Annotated in this window: 15 protein-coding genes, 1 tRNA gene and 1 pseudogene; 10 read left to right on the forward strand and 7 right to left on the reverse strand. The window is 69.5% G+C overall.

The features are described 5' to 3' along the window. Positions 1-105: 105 nt before the first annotated feature. Complete coding sequence (locus ACH4FH_RS03315) at positions 106-684, forward strand: NADPH-dependent FMN reductase (RefSeq protein WP_398554035.1); 579 nt, start codon at positions 106-108, stop codon at positions 682-684. A gap of 241 nt (positions 685-925) precedes the next feature. Here ACH4FH_RS03315 and ACH4FH_RS03320 read toward each other — a convergent pair whose 3' ends face one another. The 3 genes from ACH4FH_RS03320 to ACH4FH_RS03330 all read right to left on the reverse strand — a co-directional run bounded on the left by ACH4FH_RS03320 (position 926) and on the right by ACH4FH_RS03330 (position 4325). Further along, on the reverse strand, positions 926-1801 hold the full coding sequence (locus ACH4FH_RS03320; protein WP_398554036.1) for an amidohydrolase family protein: 876 nt from the start codon (positions 1799-1801) through the stop codon (positions 926-928). Between the two features lie 271 nt (positions 1802-2072). Beyond that, positions 2073-2948: a DUF2797 domain-containing protein gene (locus ACH4FH_RS03325; RefSeq protein ID WP_398554389.1), complete on the reverse strand. Its 876-nt coding sequence runs from the start codon at positions 2946-2948 to the stop codon at positions 2073-2075. 267 nt (positions 2949-3215) lie between these two features. After that, the gene (locus ACH4FH_RS03330; protein ID WP_398554037.1) at positions 3216-4325 is read right to left on the reverse strand and encodes a GlxA family transcriptional regulator; all 1110 of its coding nucleotides are present in this window, start codon (positions 4323-4325) and stop codon (positions 3216-3218) included. 71 nt (positions 4326-4396) lie between these two features. On the opposite strand from ACH4FH_RS03330, the gene ACH4FH_RS03335 reads away from it, so the two are divergent. Next, positions 4397-5197, forward strand: a complete 801-nt coding sequence (locus tag ACH4FH_RS03335; RefSeq protein ID WP_398554038.1) for an NAD(P)H-dependent oxidoreductase — start codon at positions 4397-4399, stop codon at positions 5195-5197. A 105-nt stretch (positions 5198-5302) separates the two neighbouring features. On the opposite strand, the gene ACH4FH_RS03340 is transcribed toward ACH4FH_RS03335, so the two are convergent. After that, positions 5303-5376: transfer RNA gene (locus ACH4FH_RS03340), tRNA-Met, on the reverse strand. Between the two features lie 83 nt (positions 5377-5459). Here ACH4FH_RS03340 and ACH4FH_RS03345 point away from each other — a divergent pair. Further along, a complete protein-coding gene (locus tag ACH4FH_RS03345) occupies positions 5460-5957 on the forward strand; it encodes a hypothetical protein (protein WP_398554039.1) in 498 nt (165 codons plus the stop codon). 63 nt (positions 5958-6020) lie between these two features. Here ACH4FH_RS03345 and ACH4FH_RS03350 read toward each other — a convergent pair whose 3' ends face one another. Further along, positions 6021-6461 (reverse strand): GNAT family N-acetyltransferase, encoded by a 441-nt coding sequence (locus ACH4FH_RS03350; RefSeq protein WP_398554040.1) that lies wholly within the window; start codon positions 6459-6461, stop codon positions 6021-6023. 175 nt (positions 6462-6636) lie between these two features. Further along, positions 6637-6990, reverse strand: a complete 354-nt coding sequence (locus tag ACH4FH_RS03355) for a VOC family protein (RefSeq protein WP_398554041.1) — start codon at positions 6988-6990, stop codon at positions 6637-6639. Positions 6991-7611: 621 nt separating this feature from the next. Between ACH4FH_RS03355 and ACH4FH_RS03360 the strand changes: the two genes are divergently transcribed. The 3 genes from ACH4FH_RS03360 to ACH4FH_RS03370 all read left to right on the forward strand — a co-directional run bounded on the left by ACH4FH_RS03360 (position 7612) and on the right by ACH4FH_RS03370 (position 10141). Continuing rightward, positions 7612-7983 (forward strand): hypothetical protein, encoded by a 372-nt coding sequence (locus ACH4FH_RS03360; protein ID WP_398554042.1) that lies wholly within the window; start codon positions 7612-7614, stop codon positions 7981-7983. A 431-nt stretch (positions 7984-8414) separates the two neighbouring features. After that, positions 8415-8543, forward strand: a complete 129-nt coding sequence (locus ACH4FH_RS03365) for a hypothetical protein (RefSeq protein ID WP_398554043.1) — start codon at positions 8415-8417, stop codon at positions 8541-8543. Positions 8544-9334: 791 nt separating this feature from the next. After that, positions 9335-10141: a hypothetical protein gene (locus ACH4FH_RS03370; protein WP_398554044.1), complete on the forward strand. Its 807-nt coding sequence runs from the start codon at positions 9335-9337 to the stop codon at positions 10139-10141. Between the two features lie 103 nt (positions 10142-10244). Here ACH4FH_RS03370 and ACH4FH_RS03375 read toward each other — a convergent pair whose 3' ends face one another. Then, positions 10245-10706, reverse strand: a complete 462-nt coding sequence (locus ACH4FH_RS03375) for an NUDIX domain-containing protein (protein WP_398554045.1) — start codon at positions 10704-10706, stop codon at positions 10245-10247. Positions 10707-10722: 16 nt separating this feature from the next. Between ACH4FH_RS03375 and ACH4FH_RS03380 the strand changes: the two genes are divergently transcribed. The 4 genes and pseudogenes from ACH4FH_RS03380 to ACH4FH_RS03395 all read left to right on the forward strand — a co-directional run bounded on the left by ACH4FH_RS03380 (position 10723) and on the right by ACH4FH_RS03395 (position 13630). Beyond that, the gene (locus ACH4FH_RS03380; protein ID WP_398554046.1) at positions 10723-11502 is read left to right on the forward strand and encodes a GntR family transcriptional regulator; all 780 of its coding nucleotides are present in this window, start codon (positions 10723-10725) and stop codon (positions 11500-11502) included. Positions 11503-11962: 460 nt separating this feature from the next. Beyond that, a pseudogene (locus ACH4FH_RS03385) lies at positions 11963-12432 on the forward strand (transcriptional regulator). An 83-nt stretch (positions 12433-12515) separates the two neighbouring features. Beyond that, positions 12516-12773, forward strand: coding sequence for a DUF6284 family protein (locus tag ACH4FH_RS03390; protein ID WP_398554047.1), 258 nt, complete (start codon positions 12516-12518; stop codon positions 12771-12773). Beyond that, positions 12770-13630 carry a protein spdB gene (locus tag ACH4FH_RS03395; protein ID WP_398554048.1) on the forward strand — a complete coding sequence of 287 codons (861 nt, stop codon included), beginning with the start codon at positions 12770-12772 and terminating at the stop codon, positions 13628-13630. The genes ACH4FH_RS03390 and ACH4FH_RS03395 overlap by 4 nt, the downstream gene beginning before the upstream one ends. The last annotated feature ends 32 nt before the right edge of the window (positions 13631-13662 follow it).

Raw genomic sequence — 13662 nt, forward strand, 5'->3', positions numbered from 1 at the left:
CACTGACAATCGCTCTGACCAGCAACTACGAGCCCCGAGAGGGTAATTGCCGTCACTCTCGGCCTTCTCGCCACACGACTGCCGTCACCGTCGTACCGTCACGGCATGAAGCTCCTCGCCCTCTCCGGCAGCCTGCGCGCCCGCTCCTCCAACAGCGCTGTACTGCGCTCCGCCCTCGACTTCTTCGACGGCGCCACCACCACCGCGGACATCGGCGCCCTCCCGCACTTCAACCCGGACCTGGACGGCGAGGACGCCACGCCGCCCGCCCCCGTGGCCGTGCTCCGTGCCGCCGTCGGCGCCGCGGACGCCGTCCTCGTCGTCAGCCCGGAGTACGCGCACGGCGTCCCCGGAGTCCTGAAGAACGCCCTCGACTGGCTGGTCAGCAGCGGCGAATGCGTCCACAAACCGGTCGCGGTGATCACCGCCTCGCCGTTCCCCACCGGCGGCGACCATGCCAACGCCCAACTCCGTGAGACCTTGCGGATGATGACGGCCGAGGTCATCACCGCGGCCTGCCGTGAGATCCCCGCCGTCGGCCCGTTGATCGACCCCGCGACGGACCGGGTCAAGGACGAGGCGACCCTCGCCGACCTCCGGACCGCCATGTCCCACCTGACGGCAGCCGCCACCACTGCCGCCACAGCCACCACCGCCACACCCCGGCCATCCCGGACCGCGTGATCCGGACCGCCCAACCCGACCGGGCAGACGGGACCGCCGGGACAGCCAGACAAACGGGGCACAGGGCAGACGGGGCACGGGGCCGACGGGGCCGACGGGGCCGACGGGGCCGACGGGGCCGACGGGGCCGACGAACACTCACCCGCCCCGCCCAGCCACCCAACAACCCCCTCAGCACCCACAGGACCTCACAGGGCCCACAGAAGCCACAACCCCCACAGCCCCCACACCCCCACAACCCTCAGATCCCGAACAGCCGCGCCCCGTTCCCGTAACAGACCCCCCGCAGCCAGTCCTCGCCCAACTCCAGCCGGAGCAGCGCCTCCAGCGCGTGGGCGTACCCGTAGGGGATGTTGGGGAAGTCGCTGCCGAACAGCACCCGGTCGCCGAGTTCCGCGAGGCGGGCGCGTTCGGCACGCGGGAACGGCGCCGTCCGCTCGGCGAAGTCGGTGAACGCCATCGTCGTGTCGAGGTGCACACCCGGGTAGCGCTGCGCCAGGTCCAGGAAATCGGTGTACTCGGGCATGCCCAGGTGCGCGATGACCAGGCGCAGCCGGGGGTGGCGGGCCAGCAGCCGTCCGACCGGCTCGGGGCCGGTGTGCTTGCCCGGCACCGGCCCCGACCCGCAGTGGATGACGACGGGCGTCCCCGCCTCCGCCAGGGCGCCCCACACCGGGTCGAGCAGCGCATCGCAGGGGTCATATCCGCCGACCTGCACATGGGCCTTGAAAATCCGTGCCCCGTCGGCGAGTTCGGCCCGTACGTACTCCGCCGCGCCGTCCTCGGGGAAGAAGGTCGCCGTCCGCAGACAGTCCGGTGTCCTGGCCGCGAAGTCCGCCGCCCAGCTGTTCAGCCACCGCGCCATGCCGGGCTTGTGCGGATAGATCATCGAGGTGAAGGCCCGCACGCCGAACCCGCGCAGCACCGCCAGCCGCTCGTCCTCCTCGAGGCGGTAGCTGATCGGCCACGGCCGGCCGACCAGCGGCCCCGCGGCGTCGAAGTACGCCCAGACCTTCGCCATCACCCGCTCAGGCATGAAGTGCGTGTGCACATCGATCAGTCCCGGCAGCCCCAGCTCCCGCCAGAAGGCACCGACCCGCTCATCGCCGTCCGCCATGCCCGGCCCCTCCCGCAGTTCACGGCCACCGGGGCAGGGTGACTGCCCGGCACCGACCCGTGGCTCCGGCCTGTCCGGCGTCCACCATCCGACGCCCTCCGCTGCCCACGGTGGCGATCTGTGCCCACCACACCTATCAGAGAAAACCCCGGGGGAGAACGCCACCGCACAGGTCAGCCCCCTCGGCACAGAGATCAGCTCGCAACACCCCGGCCTCTCTTCAGCGCCCGACCCCTGCGCCTCTCCCCCTAGCCCTCCCCTGGCCCTCCCCTCAGAAAAGACCCTCCTGGCCGCCGCCCCGCTCTTCCTCGCGTCGCCTCGGGCCGGGCCGCGCCCCCGAGCCGTACGCAGCTGCGCGTACGGGCACCGTCGTCACCCGCCCCTCGGCCGGGCCCAGCACCCACCCGGACAGCATCCGGGCATCCAGCACAGCCACCACGCCGGCCTCATCCGCCCCGCCCCCCGGCGGCTCGCCCTCCCCCGCGAGTCGCAGATACACATCGGCTCCCACACCGGCCAGCACCTCGCCCACGATTTCCGCGCCCGGCGCCAGGCCCGCCAGCTCCGGCGCCTCCGCGGGAATCCGGTCCAGCCCGAACAGCTCACCGTGGTCGCCGCAGGAGAACGCCACCGGCTCCAGCGTCTCCGGCCATCCCGTCAACGCCCGTGCGGTGGCGTGTAGTTGAGCGAGTTCGGCAGCCCGCTCTGCCGGTGGCGGCAGCGCCCCGCGCGCCGCCCGCTTCGCCGCCTTCCCGAACCGGTCGGGAATGCCCAGCGCACTCCCCAGCAGCGCCTCCGCACGCCGCGCCGCCATCAGGGGCCCGCGCCCCAACCACGCGTACGCCACCGCGCCCTGCTCCACCAGACGCGCCGGCCCTCGCTCGGCGGCCGTGATCCCCACCTTGAGGAGCCCGGGACCGAAGTACGCCAGATAGACGCCGTACGGGCGCCTGTCGTCGGCCATGGTGTCCGCGGCCACCGAACGCGACCGGTCGAGCTGCGCACACCGCGCGCACTGGTCCTTCGCGCTCGCCCCGTCCAGCACCGCCGCATACGGACAGACGATCCACCGGCCGGCCCGCCACACCCCCAGGCACCGCCGCTCCCCCCGCGCCGCGAACGCCAGGGCCTTACCGGCGGGGAGCATGCTGACGCGGTCTTCGCCGCGCTCGGCGCTGTACCAGCCGAGCCGCTGCTCGTACCGTCCCGCCGTCCCTGCTCCACCGCCCGACCAGCGCGGTCCCGTACATCGCCACACGCCGCCAGCCTACGGCCCGCACCCGGCCCGCCGAGCCCTTGAGCTCGGCCCCGCACCGGCCCCGAGCCGACCATGGCGTCGCCGCTCAGCGCCCGCGCACCCCGGTCGAGGCCGACGCGCACGGCCCTCCCCGCCACGGACCGCCCTTCCCCGCCCCTACCGCGCCACGCGCAGCTCCGGCCCCCGGAACGTGCTGCGGTACGCCCGAGGGGACACCCCGAGCGCCGACTGCAGATGCTGGCGCAGCGAAGCCGCCGTGCCGAAGCCGGCCTCCCCCGCGATCCGGTCCACGCTCAGGTCGGTCTCCTCCAGCAACTGCCGTGCCCGCTCGATGCGTTGCTGCGTCAGCCACTGCAACGGCGAGATCCCGACCTCCTCCCGGAACCGCCGGGTGAAGGTGCGTACGCTCATCGCCTCCCGCGCCGCCAGCTCCCGCAGGCTCAGCGGCCGGTCCAGATGCTCCAGCGCCCACGCCCGCGCCGCCCCCGTCGAGGACACCTGGGGCTCGGGAACCGGCCGTTGGATGAACTGCGCCTGGCCGCCCTCCCGGTGGGGCGGCACCACCGTGCGGCGGGCCACATCGTTGGCCACGGCCGCCCCGTGATCACAGCGGATCATGTGCAGGCACAGGTCCAGCCCCGAGGCGACGCCCGCCGCCGTCAGCACATCGCCCTCGTCGGTGTACAGCACGTCCGCGTCCAGCTCGACCGACGGGAACAGCCGGCGGAAATCGGCCACCGACCGCCAGTGGGTGGTCGCCCGCCGCCCGTCCAGGAGCCCGGCCGCCGCCAGGACGAACGCCCCCGTGCAGATCGACGCGATCCGCGTCCCCGGCCGGATGTGCGCCAGGGCCTCGGCCATCGCCGGACTCAGCCGGCCGGCGCTCCGCTCCGTCCCCGGTTCGTAGTCCGCCCCCGAGGCCGGTACGACGACGGTGTCCGCCTCGGCGAGCACCTGCGGACCGTGCGCGACATTCACCGTGAAGTCGGTGTCCGTACGCACCTCGCCCGGCTCCGGCGCACAGGTCACCAGCTCATAGAGCCGCTCCCCGGCCGCCGACCTGGCCTCCCCGAAGATGCGGTGCACGATCCCCACCTCGATCGGCAGCATCCCGTCCCGCACCAGCACCGCGACCCGGTGCCGCCCGTCCCGGGAAAACGCCTGCCGCCCGTCCCGGGAAGCCGCTTGCTGTGCCTCCCGGCGCGGCACCTGCCGTCCGTCCGGGGAAGCAGCCCGCCCGCTACGCCCACTCACCATGACTCCCATGGCCCGATCCTTGCACACTATGGCCATCGGGCCACTCGTCCGTTCCACCATCCCGCCGGACAGTGGAGGGCATGAAGGTCCTCTGGCTGTTCGCCCACCCCGATCACCGCTCGCTGAGCGGCTCCCTCAAGACCGAGGGGCTGCGCGCCCTCGACGCCCACGGCCACCGGCACGAGGTCTCCGACCTCCATGCCATGAAGTGGAACCCGGTCGTAGACGCTGACGACTACGCCCACGCCCCGGCCGACCGCCTCCGCATCGGCGAAGCCTCCGAACACGCCTACACGGACGGCCGGTTGAGCCCCGACATCCGCGCCGAACAGGAAAAACTCGCCTGGGCCGACACGCTCGTCGTCCAGTTCCCCCTCTGGTGGTACGGCATGCCCGCCATCCTCAAGGGCTGGTTCGACCGCGTCTTCGTCAAGGGCTTCGCCTTCGGCCTCACCGATCCCGCCACCGGCCGCCCGCGACGCTACGGCGACGGCAAGCTGGCCGGAAAGCGCGCCATGGTCGTGGTCACCGCCGGGGCCCGCGCCGCCACCCTCGGCCCCCGCGGCGTCAACGGCGACCTGAACGACCTCCTGTTCCCCCTCCAGCACGGCACGCTCTGGTACACCGGCATGTCCGTCGTCCCCCCACTCCTGATCCCCGGCGCGGACCGCGCCACGGGCGAGGACTACGAGAAGGCCGCCACCCGCCTGCGCGAGCGCCTGCGCGCCCTCCCCACCACCGAGCCGCTCGCCTTCCGCCACCAGAACACCGGCGACTACGACGACGAGCTTCTCCTCCACCCCCACCTGGCCACCGCCCACCAGGGCCCAGCCGTCCACTACACGGCCCCGCCCGCACCCACCCACGCCGAGCCGGTCTGACGCGCCCCGGCCGCACCGCCGGATCACCCGGTTCCGGCCACTCGGATCAGGACGACAAAAAAGCCGTAGGCCCGGTGGAAGAATCCACCGGGCCTACGGCGTCAGTAGCGGGGACAGGATTTGAACCTGCGACCTCTGGGTTATGAGCCCAGCGAGCTACCGAGCTGCTCCACCCCGCGTCGGTAGGTCAGACACTACGCGACCCACCGGCCAACGCCTAATCCTTTCCTCACGCCCCCGGCCAGCCCGCCCAGGAGCCCGCATGCCGCACCCCGCCCCGGACCCCGCCCGGATCGAAACCGACGAGCACCGACGCATCCCCCTCGCCGGCCCCGGCCCCCGCCCCGACCCGCTGCCCGGCCCCCACTTCGTCCGCTTCCAAGGCACCACGCGCCACCCCCGCGGCCATTTCCCCGGCGTCTTCGCCCTGGTCAACACCCTCGCCAAGAACGGCGAGCTCACCCCCGACCAGGAGCGCTTCCGGCGTACCCACAACGACTGGTACGACACGCACTACCCCGACCCCACGACCGTCGACCCCACCGTCTACGACCCCGCCGTCCATCCCGGCGCCGTCGCCTGGTTCAAGTCGACCTCCCTGGAACTGATCGGCCGCGTCGACGGCTACCTCACGATCCTCGCCGCCCACGACATCCCCTGCCGCCGCGTGCACTCCACACGCCCCGGCCGCATCGTCTACGAGGACATCCACCAGGTGGTCGTCACCCCGTGGCCCACCCGCCGCTCCCCAACCACCTGACACATGACAAACCCCGCCCGGTTCGCCCGGGCGGGGCCACTACTCTCTCCGCGCGCGGCAGACTCACGCCAGCCGCAACGTGAACCAGGGCACCTCGTCCCCCGGCAGCAGGTACCGGTCGACCTCGACGAACCCCTGCTTCCGCGCGAACCGCAGCCCTTCCGTGTTGGAGGCCCACACCACCGTCTCGATCGCCCCGACGCCGAGCTCACGCGCCTGCGCCAGCCCCCGCGCGTAAAGAGTTCCCCCGAACCCTCGCCCACGGTGCTCGGGCAGCACCCGAGCGATCACCGTGGCCGCCGGCTCGTCACTCGTGGGCGGACGCACCGTCGTGCAGCCCACCACCACGTCATCGAGATACGCGACGTCCAACCGGTACCGCCCGGACCTCTCACGCACCTCGTCGAGAGACAGCACGGCACTGGGAATGATCAGGTTGTGGACGTAACGCCAATCCTGGAGCGCGGCTTCGCCGTCCACCGCTTCGATACGAAGTTTCGACACGGCCACAGAGAACCCCGCACCTCGCGGTCCGTCAACTGCATAACGGCCTACGGAGGTTCACGAACCCACCCGGCGGCCACCCCACATGTGCAGCAGGCGCGGTGGTTCTTCGCTGTTTGCGTGGTTACGGGTACCTCGCTGCTGTACTCCTGACTGCGCGCGCGCTCAGGGGTTCTCACTGAGGTCGTCGGCCAAGGACACAGAACTCGTTGCCTTCGGGATCCGCCATGACAACCCACGACTGGTCACCCTGACCGATATCAACACGCTGTGCACCATGAGCCTCAAGGCGAGCCACCTCGGCGTCCTGATCATCAGGCACGAAGTCGAGATGCAGTCGGCTCTTGGCCTTCTTGCTCTCTTCAAGCAGGACGAACTCCAACCCCGGCCGGCGATCCGGCTCCGGGCGGATCGCGAACTCCACATCAGAGCGGTAGACCACAACCCAATCAAGAGCCTCGGCCCACCACTGCCCCAGGGCATGCGGATCTGCCGAATGAACAATCACATTCTGAAACTCCAAGGTCATCAGCCGAGCCTAGGCCCACCGGGCCTTCGAGAACAGGCACTTGAAGCCAAAGGGACGCCATGGGGCGCGTCAGCTCGGCTCTGCCTGGGGCGAAGGTGGACGGGATGGGAGCACCCCTCGGGAAGGCATGGCAGTGCGCCCCTGAGTGCGCGGGGGCGCACTTCCCCGTCCCTCGATCAGGGCGCCGATGCCCGCATGATCATGGAAGTCCTCGGCCACAGCTCGATCCGCGTGCCCATCTGACCCACGCCGCGGAAAAACACCAGAGGCCCCCTTCGATTCGAACGGGGTCCCTGGTCTGCTCTGCGCTCGGCAGGATTCGAACCTGCAACCTTCTGATCCGTAGCTTTGGGCAGGGCCGCCCAGTGACGATGCCTGGTCAGCCGCCCAGTGTTCGACTGAAACGGCTCGCGGACAGTGGAAGCCCGCGCGGAGATCGCAGCGGCCCACGGTCTGAAACCGGCTGAAGCCTGTACGCCCCCGCAGTTCCTGCCGAGCTGTGGCCCGTGCTCGCCCTGTGTTCCTTCGTTGAGCCACTGCGACCCTCGGGAAGCGGCATCGAGCGCGGCTACGATCGGCACACCCGCGTGAATCGCTGGACCGAATCGTAGGAGCACGCACATGGCTGATCACGGCGACGACTTCGACAGCTGGCTGGATGAAGGTGGCACCGAAGCCGTCCAGCGGACTGAGGAAGACTGGGACGTGATCGCTCGACATGTGCGCCATGCAGCGAACAAGATCGGCCCCACTCTGCCGCACTGTCTGCCCGGCGAACCGCAGGATTGCGGGCGTAGCGCTCAACAGCACGTGCTGGCCTGGTCGGCGGCGGTCAAGGCCGCTGCTCAACACCTCATCGAGCAAGCCGCGCCCTCTCCGGCGCGAGCGGCACATGTAGCGGGGCCGCTGTACCAGAGGCGGCTGGAGGAATTGCGTGAACAGGACGCCTCTGGTGCCGACTCCTTTATTGGGGACTCGTATCTGATGGCATGACGACAGAACGCGCGGGGGAACTCGCTTGGTCGACAACAGGGCCCCGCCCGGCTGTGAGTACCAGCCGGGCGGGGCTCTCCTGCGTCTGTGGCCGTTACTGCATATCGGGGCCTGGCTGAGCGGAGAGTGATCGTGGGAGCGTCGACACCAGCCACCGAAAGCCCGCCACGACGCTCCCGCGCTGTAGGAAGCGCCCGTCACGTGTGTCACCCGCGCCCCCGCCGGCCTGCCCGCCACGCTGCACTGTGTTCTGGATTGTTCGTGAGCTGCGGGGCTGAACGCGGATTGGGCCCCGCCCGGATGCTGGTCGCGTGCGCCTGGTCGTGGCGCCTGCGTGGGTCGCTTCCTGTCCTTGCGCGCTGAGCTGCCGGGGGCTGCCGGAGCGGGGCCGGTAGACAGGAGCGTCGGCGGCCTTCGGCCGCTTTGTCCGCGTGACCGTGATCATCTACACGTTCGTGCGGCTCGACTCCCAGCGCTCCGCCTTCGACCGCGTGGGGGACGCGCTGAGGGTGACGGCAACTCGCCGGACGATGACGACGGCACAGCTGGTGTCCCGGTAACCATCTGATCGGCCCCGCACCGACTCCGCTGAGGCGGTTGCCGTCAATCGCTGCTGTCAGGAGAAACACCAGAGGCCCCGTTCGATTCGAACGGGGCCTCTGGCCTGCTGTGCGCTCGGCAGGATTCGAACCTGCAACCTTCTGATCCGTAGGCGGGTGCTGCGGTCAGATCAGCAGATGGTGGCCGGCTCTCGACAGCCGCGACATAGGCGGGCCAGGGCACTCACGTCCGGCGGTGTGTGCCCGTGTTGATGTCAGCTGTTGATGTCAGCCACGGCCCCCGAGGCCCTCCTGCCGGCCCCTCGCCGCTCCGCCGAGCGTCGTTCAGCGGTACTGCATCCACCACAGCACAGCGCTAATCACTGCCGATCCGAGGGCCGAGGCCGCCCCGCGTAGGGCGCTAAGCCCGATGAGGCGCCCGTACCTGCGCCTAGCTCTCCTCTGGTGACGCTCCTGGATAGGTGCCCTACAGTCGGGGGCGGTACTGCTCATCGGTCTCCTTGTCAGGCGTGCGGTGCCATCAGGGAACCGTCGACGGCAGCACTGGCGAGTTCGAGCCTTCGGCGGTCCCCTGAGCTCTTCTCCGAGCCTAGGAGTTGAGACTTGCCGGACCTACCGTTCGAGGACGCAGAGCAGATGTAATTTCGAGGTGCTGGCGATGTAATTTCCAGACGCCAGTGGGGTCTTCAGCAGGATCGACAACCTGACGACCAAGGCGAAGTCACTGCTTAGAGGGCCAACCAGCTTCTATCCACGGCAAGTTGATCTACGTTCTTAGCTACTCTCACGCCATGGAGTTCACTGAGCCTGGAACCATCGACGATCTCGTTGAGGACGCGACGGCTGCTGGCTACCACGCCACGACTCGCCTCGTGCACGACTGGGTCTCTAAGGGGCTACTTGGGAAGCCTCAGCGACGCCGTACAGGGCCGAACGGTTCAGAGAAGGCACTTCAGTCGGCGAACCAACGCTTCCTTTTCATAACCCTGCTGAGAGAAAGGGTCAGCACTCCCCGCCTATCCGAGCTGGCCTCGGTTCCCCTGTCGCTTTGGCTCTACGGTGGCGACGAATGGGTATCGACCGATCAGGCGCTTCGCGCTTTTCAGACATGGGTCGGTGACCCTCGGGGCACAAAGGCTTGGGCGCGGGGAGTCGCGGCACGGGTCATGTCTGATGTAGGTGATCCGCGGCTAGGAACACAGTCCAGTCGGCGCGAACTCCTAGATGCTCTTGCGGAAGCCCTGTACACCGGTTACTTCGACAGGGACCTCATCGTCGCCAAGGCGCGCCCCCTGTTCGAGCCAGCCGATACGCTGCCCCCATCGGCGAACTCTGAAGACCCCGACCAACCACCCAGAACGCCTGAGGCGCTGGCGTTCCATCTTGAGATCATCGTCGCCGCCGGCCAGGCGATCAGAGCAGGCGAGCTGGAGCCATGGGAGCTGGAAGCTATCCGCAAGCTGGAGAACGACGCTGAGGGCGCCACCCCTACGCCCGAGCAGTTCGCTAGCGCTGCGACCAATCTATTTAGATGTATCGGCTTATGGGTCATTATGCGTAGGTACAAGCAGTCGCCTAATCGACCGGATGGGCCCTAGCGAGGACGCGTGGGCGTTCACCTGATTTTCGGCTCACGACTCCGGGTGTCGCGCGCACTCGCACGAGCACCGCGTCTCCCGCGCCTCAAAGTCACCCACAGAACTAGTTCAGCAACCGACGACCATCATGGGCACGCACCTGCGGTTCCCCAGAATCGAGCGCATCGAGGACTCGAACCGCGTACGCCTCCACCATGTGGTTCTCGATCTCTTCGCGAGTGAACCAGCGCACCTCAACGGACTCATCTGACGTGCGCTCCTCACCGCCGACCGGCCGGCAGCGGAAGACCAGGGCGACGACGCCGCGGGTCATGTTCTTGTAGACGCCGGTCAGGCGCTCCGCCTCGACCTTGATGCCGGTCTCTTCGAGGACCTCTCGGCACGCACCGCCCTCGGGGCGTTCGTCCAGTTCGAGGACGCCGCCCGGGGCTTCCCAAGCGCCGTTGTCGGCACGCTTGATCACGAGAACGCGGCTGTCCTCGCGGACTACCACCCCAGCCACCGAAACCGAGTGAAGCGACATTGACCGGCCTTCCCGGTTAGCGTTACTCATGTACAGGAGCATAGGAGGACTGAAGGACATGGGCACAGCAGCCTCTAGAGACTCAGGTCAGCCACGGTACCTACAGATCGCGGAAGACCTGGCTCAGCAGATCAGGTCCGGAGTCCTCGCCCCTGGAACCAAGGTTCCCAGCGAGTCGGAGCTCATGGCTCGCTACTCCGTCTCCCAGGGCACGGCGCGCAAGGCCGTGGCAGAGCTCCGACCTACCGGCTTGATCGACACCCACCACGGCAAGGGCTCGTTCGTGAAGAGCCAACCGCCGGTACGCCGTAAGTCGTCGGATCGCTTCCGGCGGTCCCACCGCAAGGCCGGCAAGGCCGCCTACCTCGCGGAGTCCGAGCAGGCCGGGAAGACCGCAGGCGTGACCGTGCTGTACATCGGCCCCACGGAAGCACCAGCCGAGATCGCAGAGCGCCTGGACGTACCCGCCGGCACCAAGGTGCTGGCTCGCCGACGTCTGTACTTCAGCAACGGGACGCCGACGGAAGAGGCGACGTCATACCTCCCCTGGGACATCGCGGAGGCCATCCCCGAGCTGCTTGCGGAGAACCCCGGGGGTGGCGGTATCTACGCGCGCCTCGAGGAGAACGGGCACCTACTCAAGGAGTTCACGGAGACCGTCCGCGCCCGGCTCGCCACGAAGCAGGAGACCGGCGCCCTGAGCCTGAGCCCGGGCTCACCCGTGATCCACCTGATCAGGAATGCGGAGAGCGAGGATGGTCGGGTGGTCGAGGTCTGCGACACCGTCATGGCGGCTGACCAGTTCGTTCTCGACTACCGCATTCCCGCCGGAGACTGACGACGCCTCACCGCCTCCAGCCCGTCGCGAAGAAAGCTCTCGCGGCGGGTTGACTCATGTGCAGGAGTCGGGCATTCTCATTGCAGCAACTCCTGCACATAAGTACATGAGTGCAGGAGCTCAGGAGGCCTCGACCTCCGTGCATTGCCTGCCTGGGCGCCTCGTCGGCGCCCAGGTGCACCACCCAGGAGCCCCGCAGCGGACGGGGGGAGGCGGCCCGGCGCCTTGTCATTCACCGGAGGGCTTAGACCGAAAGGTCATGTCTCCATACGCCTTCGCCAGGCACAGCGGCTCTACCTCGTACGGGAGTTGCTGGCCTGAAGGAGACACGCACCACCACACCTTCCCGCCGCGCTCTGTTGCGGCGGGCCAGTTGCCTCCTCCGCCCGTCCGGCCCGCTGCCATACGGGCGGGGCTGAGGGGAGCCGGACAGTCCGGATCTATCTCCGAAGGGACCTCGATGTCCGCTACTGCTTTCGCCGCCGTGTTCGTCGCCCTGTACGTCGCTCACAGCGTGGGTGATCACTGGGTGCAGACCTCCTGCCAGTCCGCAGACAAGGGTCGCCCCGGATGGGTCGGCCGCCTGGCCGGCGCGCGGCACGTCGCCACCCTGACCGCCACCAAGCTCGCGTTACTGCTGCCCGTCGCCGCCTGCTGGGTCTGAACCTCTCCGCCGTCGGACTGGTGGCCGGCATCGGCGTGGATGCGGTGACGCACTGGTGGGCCGACCGTCGGAGCACGCTGGCGTGGCTGGCCAAGGTCACCGGCAAGGCCGAGTTCTACAGCCTCGGCACCGCCACCCACCCCGCGCATCCCGTCACCGCCAAGGGCGGCCCGGCCGCCCACCTCGGTACCGGCGCCTACGCGCTGGACCAGTCCTTCCACCACCTGTGGTTGCTGGTCGCCGCGCTCATCATCGCCATTGTCTGAATCCACCCCACACGACGGCGCGGCTCCGGTGCTGGAACACCGGAGCCGCTGTTGGGCCGTCACTTCGAGAGGAACCACGACCCATGAAGCTCATTCTCCCCGCCCAGGACCTATTCACCGCCACCGCGATCGACCTGGAGCCGACCGACGCCGAACTCGACCGGATCGAGCGGGAGATGCCGGTCATCGCCGCCGAGGTCGAGTTGCTGGACGCGCAGATCATGATGCTCGACCGCACGCCGAACGAGCTGGACGCCCGCCGCATCCGCCGGGCCGGGCGCAAGGTGCTCGCCGCTCGCCGTGAGCTGGCCAACCAGGCCGGGACGGGGGACGCGGCATGAAAGCCAAGACCGCCCTGCCCGCCGTCGCGATGACGGCGGTGTCCATGGTGCTGACCCTGGCCGTGGTCGTGATGTGGCTTGGCGCCGCAGTGCCCTGGATCATCGCCGTGGTCGTCGGTCTCGGCATCGACGGGGGATGGCTGGCCACCCTCGCCTACGAACGCCGCCTGGCTGCACAAGGCGACCACAACCGCGCGGTCACCGCCGTCGGCTGGTGCTTCGGCCTTCTCGCGGCCGGCGTCCTGGTGGCGCACGCGCTGACCGCCGAAGCATCCGCCGGCGCGTGGCTGGCCGTGGCATGGCTGCCGATCGCGGCTAAGGCCCTGTGGCTGGTGCACAGTCTGTGGGAGCGGACCGCGCTCACCCCGGGCGCGCTCGGAGCGATCCGGGGCATCCAGCAAGAGGCCCGCGACGAAGCGGCCGTGGCCCGCGCCCGGCTGCGGGCAGAGGCGGTCACCGAGGAGACGCGGCTGACGGCCGTGACGGCCGCCGGCGCACGCGTCGCACGCGTCCAGGCCAAGACCGCCCAGCACCTCTCGCGGGCATGGTCGACGCTGAAGACGGCGCGGGACGGCGAGCACACCGGACCGGCATTGACCAGCATGACGGCCCCCGTCACACCCGGCGTCACGGCCCGCTGGGAACTCCCTGTCTGGGGCCCCACGGAGTCGGTCCCCGTACTCCCGGAGGCGGCGCCCGGCCTCACCGACGAAGCCCTCGACGCGCTCGTCGACCAGATCCGGTACAGCGAGACACCCGCCCTGTCCTACCGCGAGATGGCCGTCCGCTTCCGCGCCGCAGGCCACTCCGCCTCCGAGGTCCGCCTGCGGGCCGCATGGAAGCGCGTCGCCGCGTGACGCGGCTTGGCCTAGCCGCCTCCCCGACCCAT

The sequence above is a fragment of the Streptomyces sp. NPDC017993 genome (assembly GCF_044328065.1).
Taxonomy (GTDB): Bacteria; Actinomycetota; Actinomycetes; order Streptomycetales; family Streptomycetaceae; genus Streptomyces.

Excerpts from the sequence above, each read along its gene's own strand:
- ACH4FH_RS03315 (WP_398554035.1), top strand. The coding sequence starts at position 106 with ATGAAGCTCCTCGCCCTCTCCGGCAGCCTGCGCGCCCGCTCCTCCAAC.
- ACH4FH_RS03320 (WP_398554036.1), bottom strand. The coding sequence starts at position 1,801 with ATGGCGGACGGCGATGAGCGGGTCGGTGCCTTCTGGCGGGAGCTGGGG.
- ACH4FH_RS03325 (WP_398554389.1), bottom strand. The coding sequence starts at position 2,948 with ATGCTCCCCGCCGGTAAGGCCCTGGCGTTCGCGGCGCGGGGGGAGCGG.
- ACH4FH_RS03330 (WP_398554037.1), bottom strand. The coding sequence starts at position 4,325 with ATGGGAGTCATGGTGAGTGGGCGTAGCGGGCGGGCTGCTTCCCCGGAC.
- ACH4FH_RS03335 (WP_398554038.1), top strand. The coding sequence starts at position 4,397 with ATGAAGGTCCTCTGGCTGTTCGCCCACCCCGATCACCGCTCGCTGAGC.
- ACH4FH_RS03345 (WP_398554039.1), top strand. The coding sequence starts at position 5,460 with ATGCCGCACCCCGCCCCGGACCCCGCCCGGATCGAAACCGACGAGCAC.
- ACH4FH_RS03355 (WP_398554041.1), bottom strand. The coding sequence starts at position 6,990 with ATGACCTTGGAGTTTCAGAATGTGATTGTTCATTCGGCAGATCCGCAT.
- ACH4FH_RS03360 (WP_398554042.1), top strand. The coding sequence starts at position 7,612 with ATGGCTGATCACGGCGACGACTTCGACAGCTGGCTGGATGAAGGTGGC.
- ACH4FH_RS03370 (WP_398554044.1), top strand. The coding sequence starts at position 9,335 with ATGGAGTTCACTGAGCCTGGAACCATCGACGATCTCGTTGAGGACGCG.
- ACH4FH_RS03375 (WP_398554045.1), bottom strand. The coding sequence starts at position 10,706 with ATGCTCCTGTACATGAGTAACGCTAACCGGGAAGGCCGGTCAATGTCG.
- ACH4FH_RS03380 (WP_398554046.1), top strand. The coding sequence starts at position 10,723 with ATGGGCACAGCAGCCTCTAGAGACTCAGGTCAGCCACGGTACCTACAG.
- ACH4FH_RS03390 (WP_398554047.1), top strand. The coding sequence starts at position 12,516 with ATGAAGCTCATTCTCCCCGCCCAGGACCTATTCACCGCCACCGCGATC.
- ACH4FH_RS03395 (WP_398554048.1), top strand. The coding sequence starts at position 12,770 with ATGAAAGCCAAGACCGCCCTGCCCGCCGTCGCGATGACGGCGGTGTCC.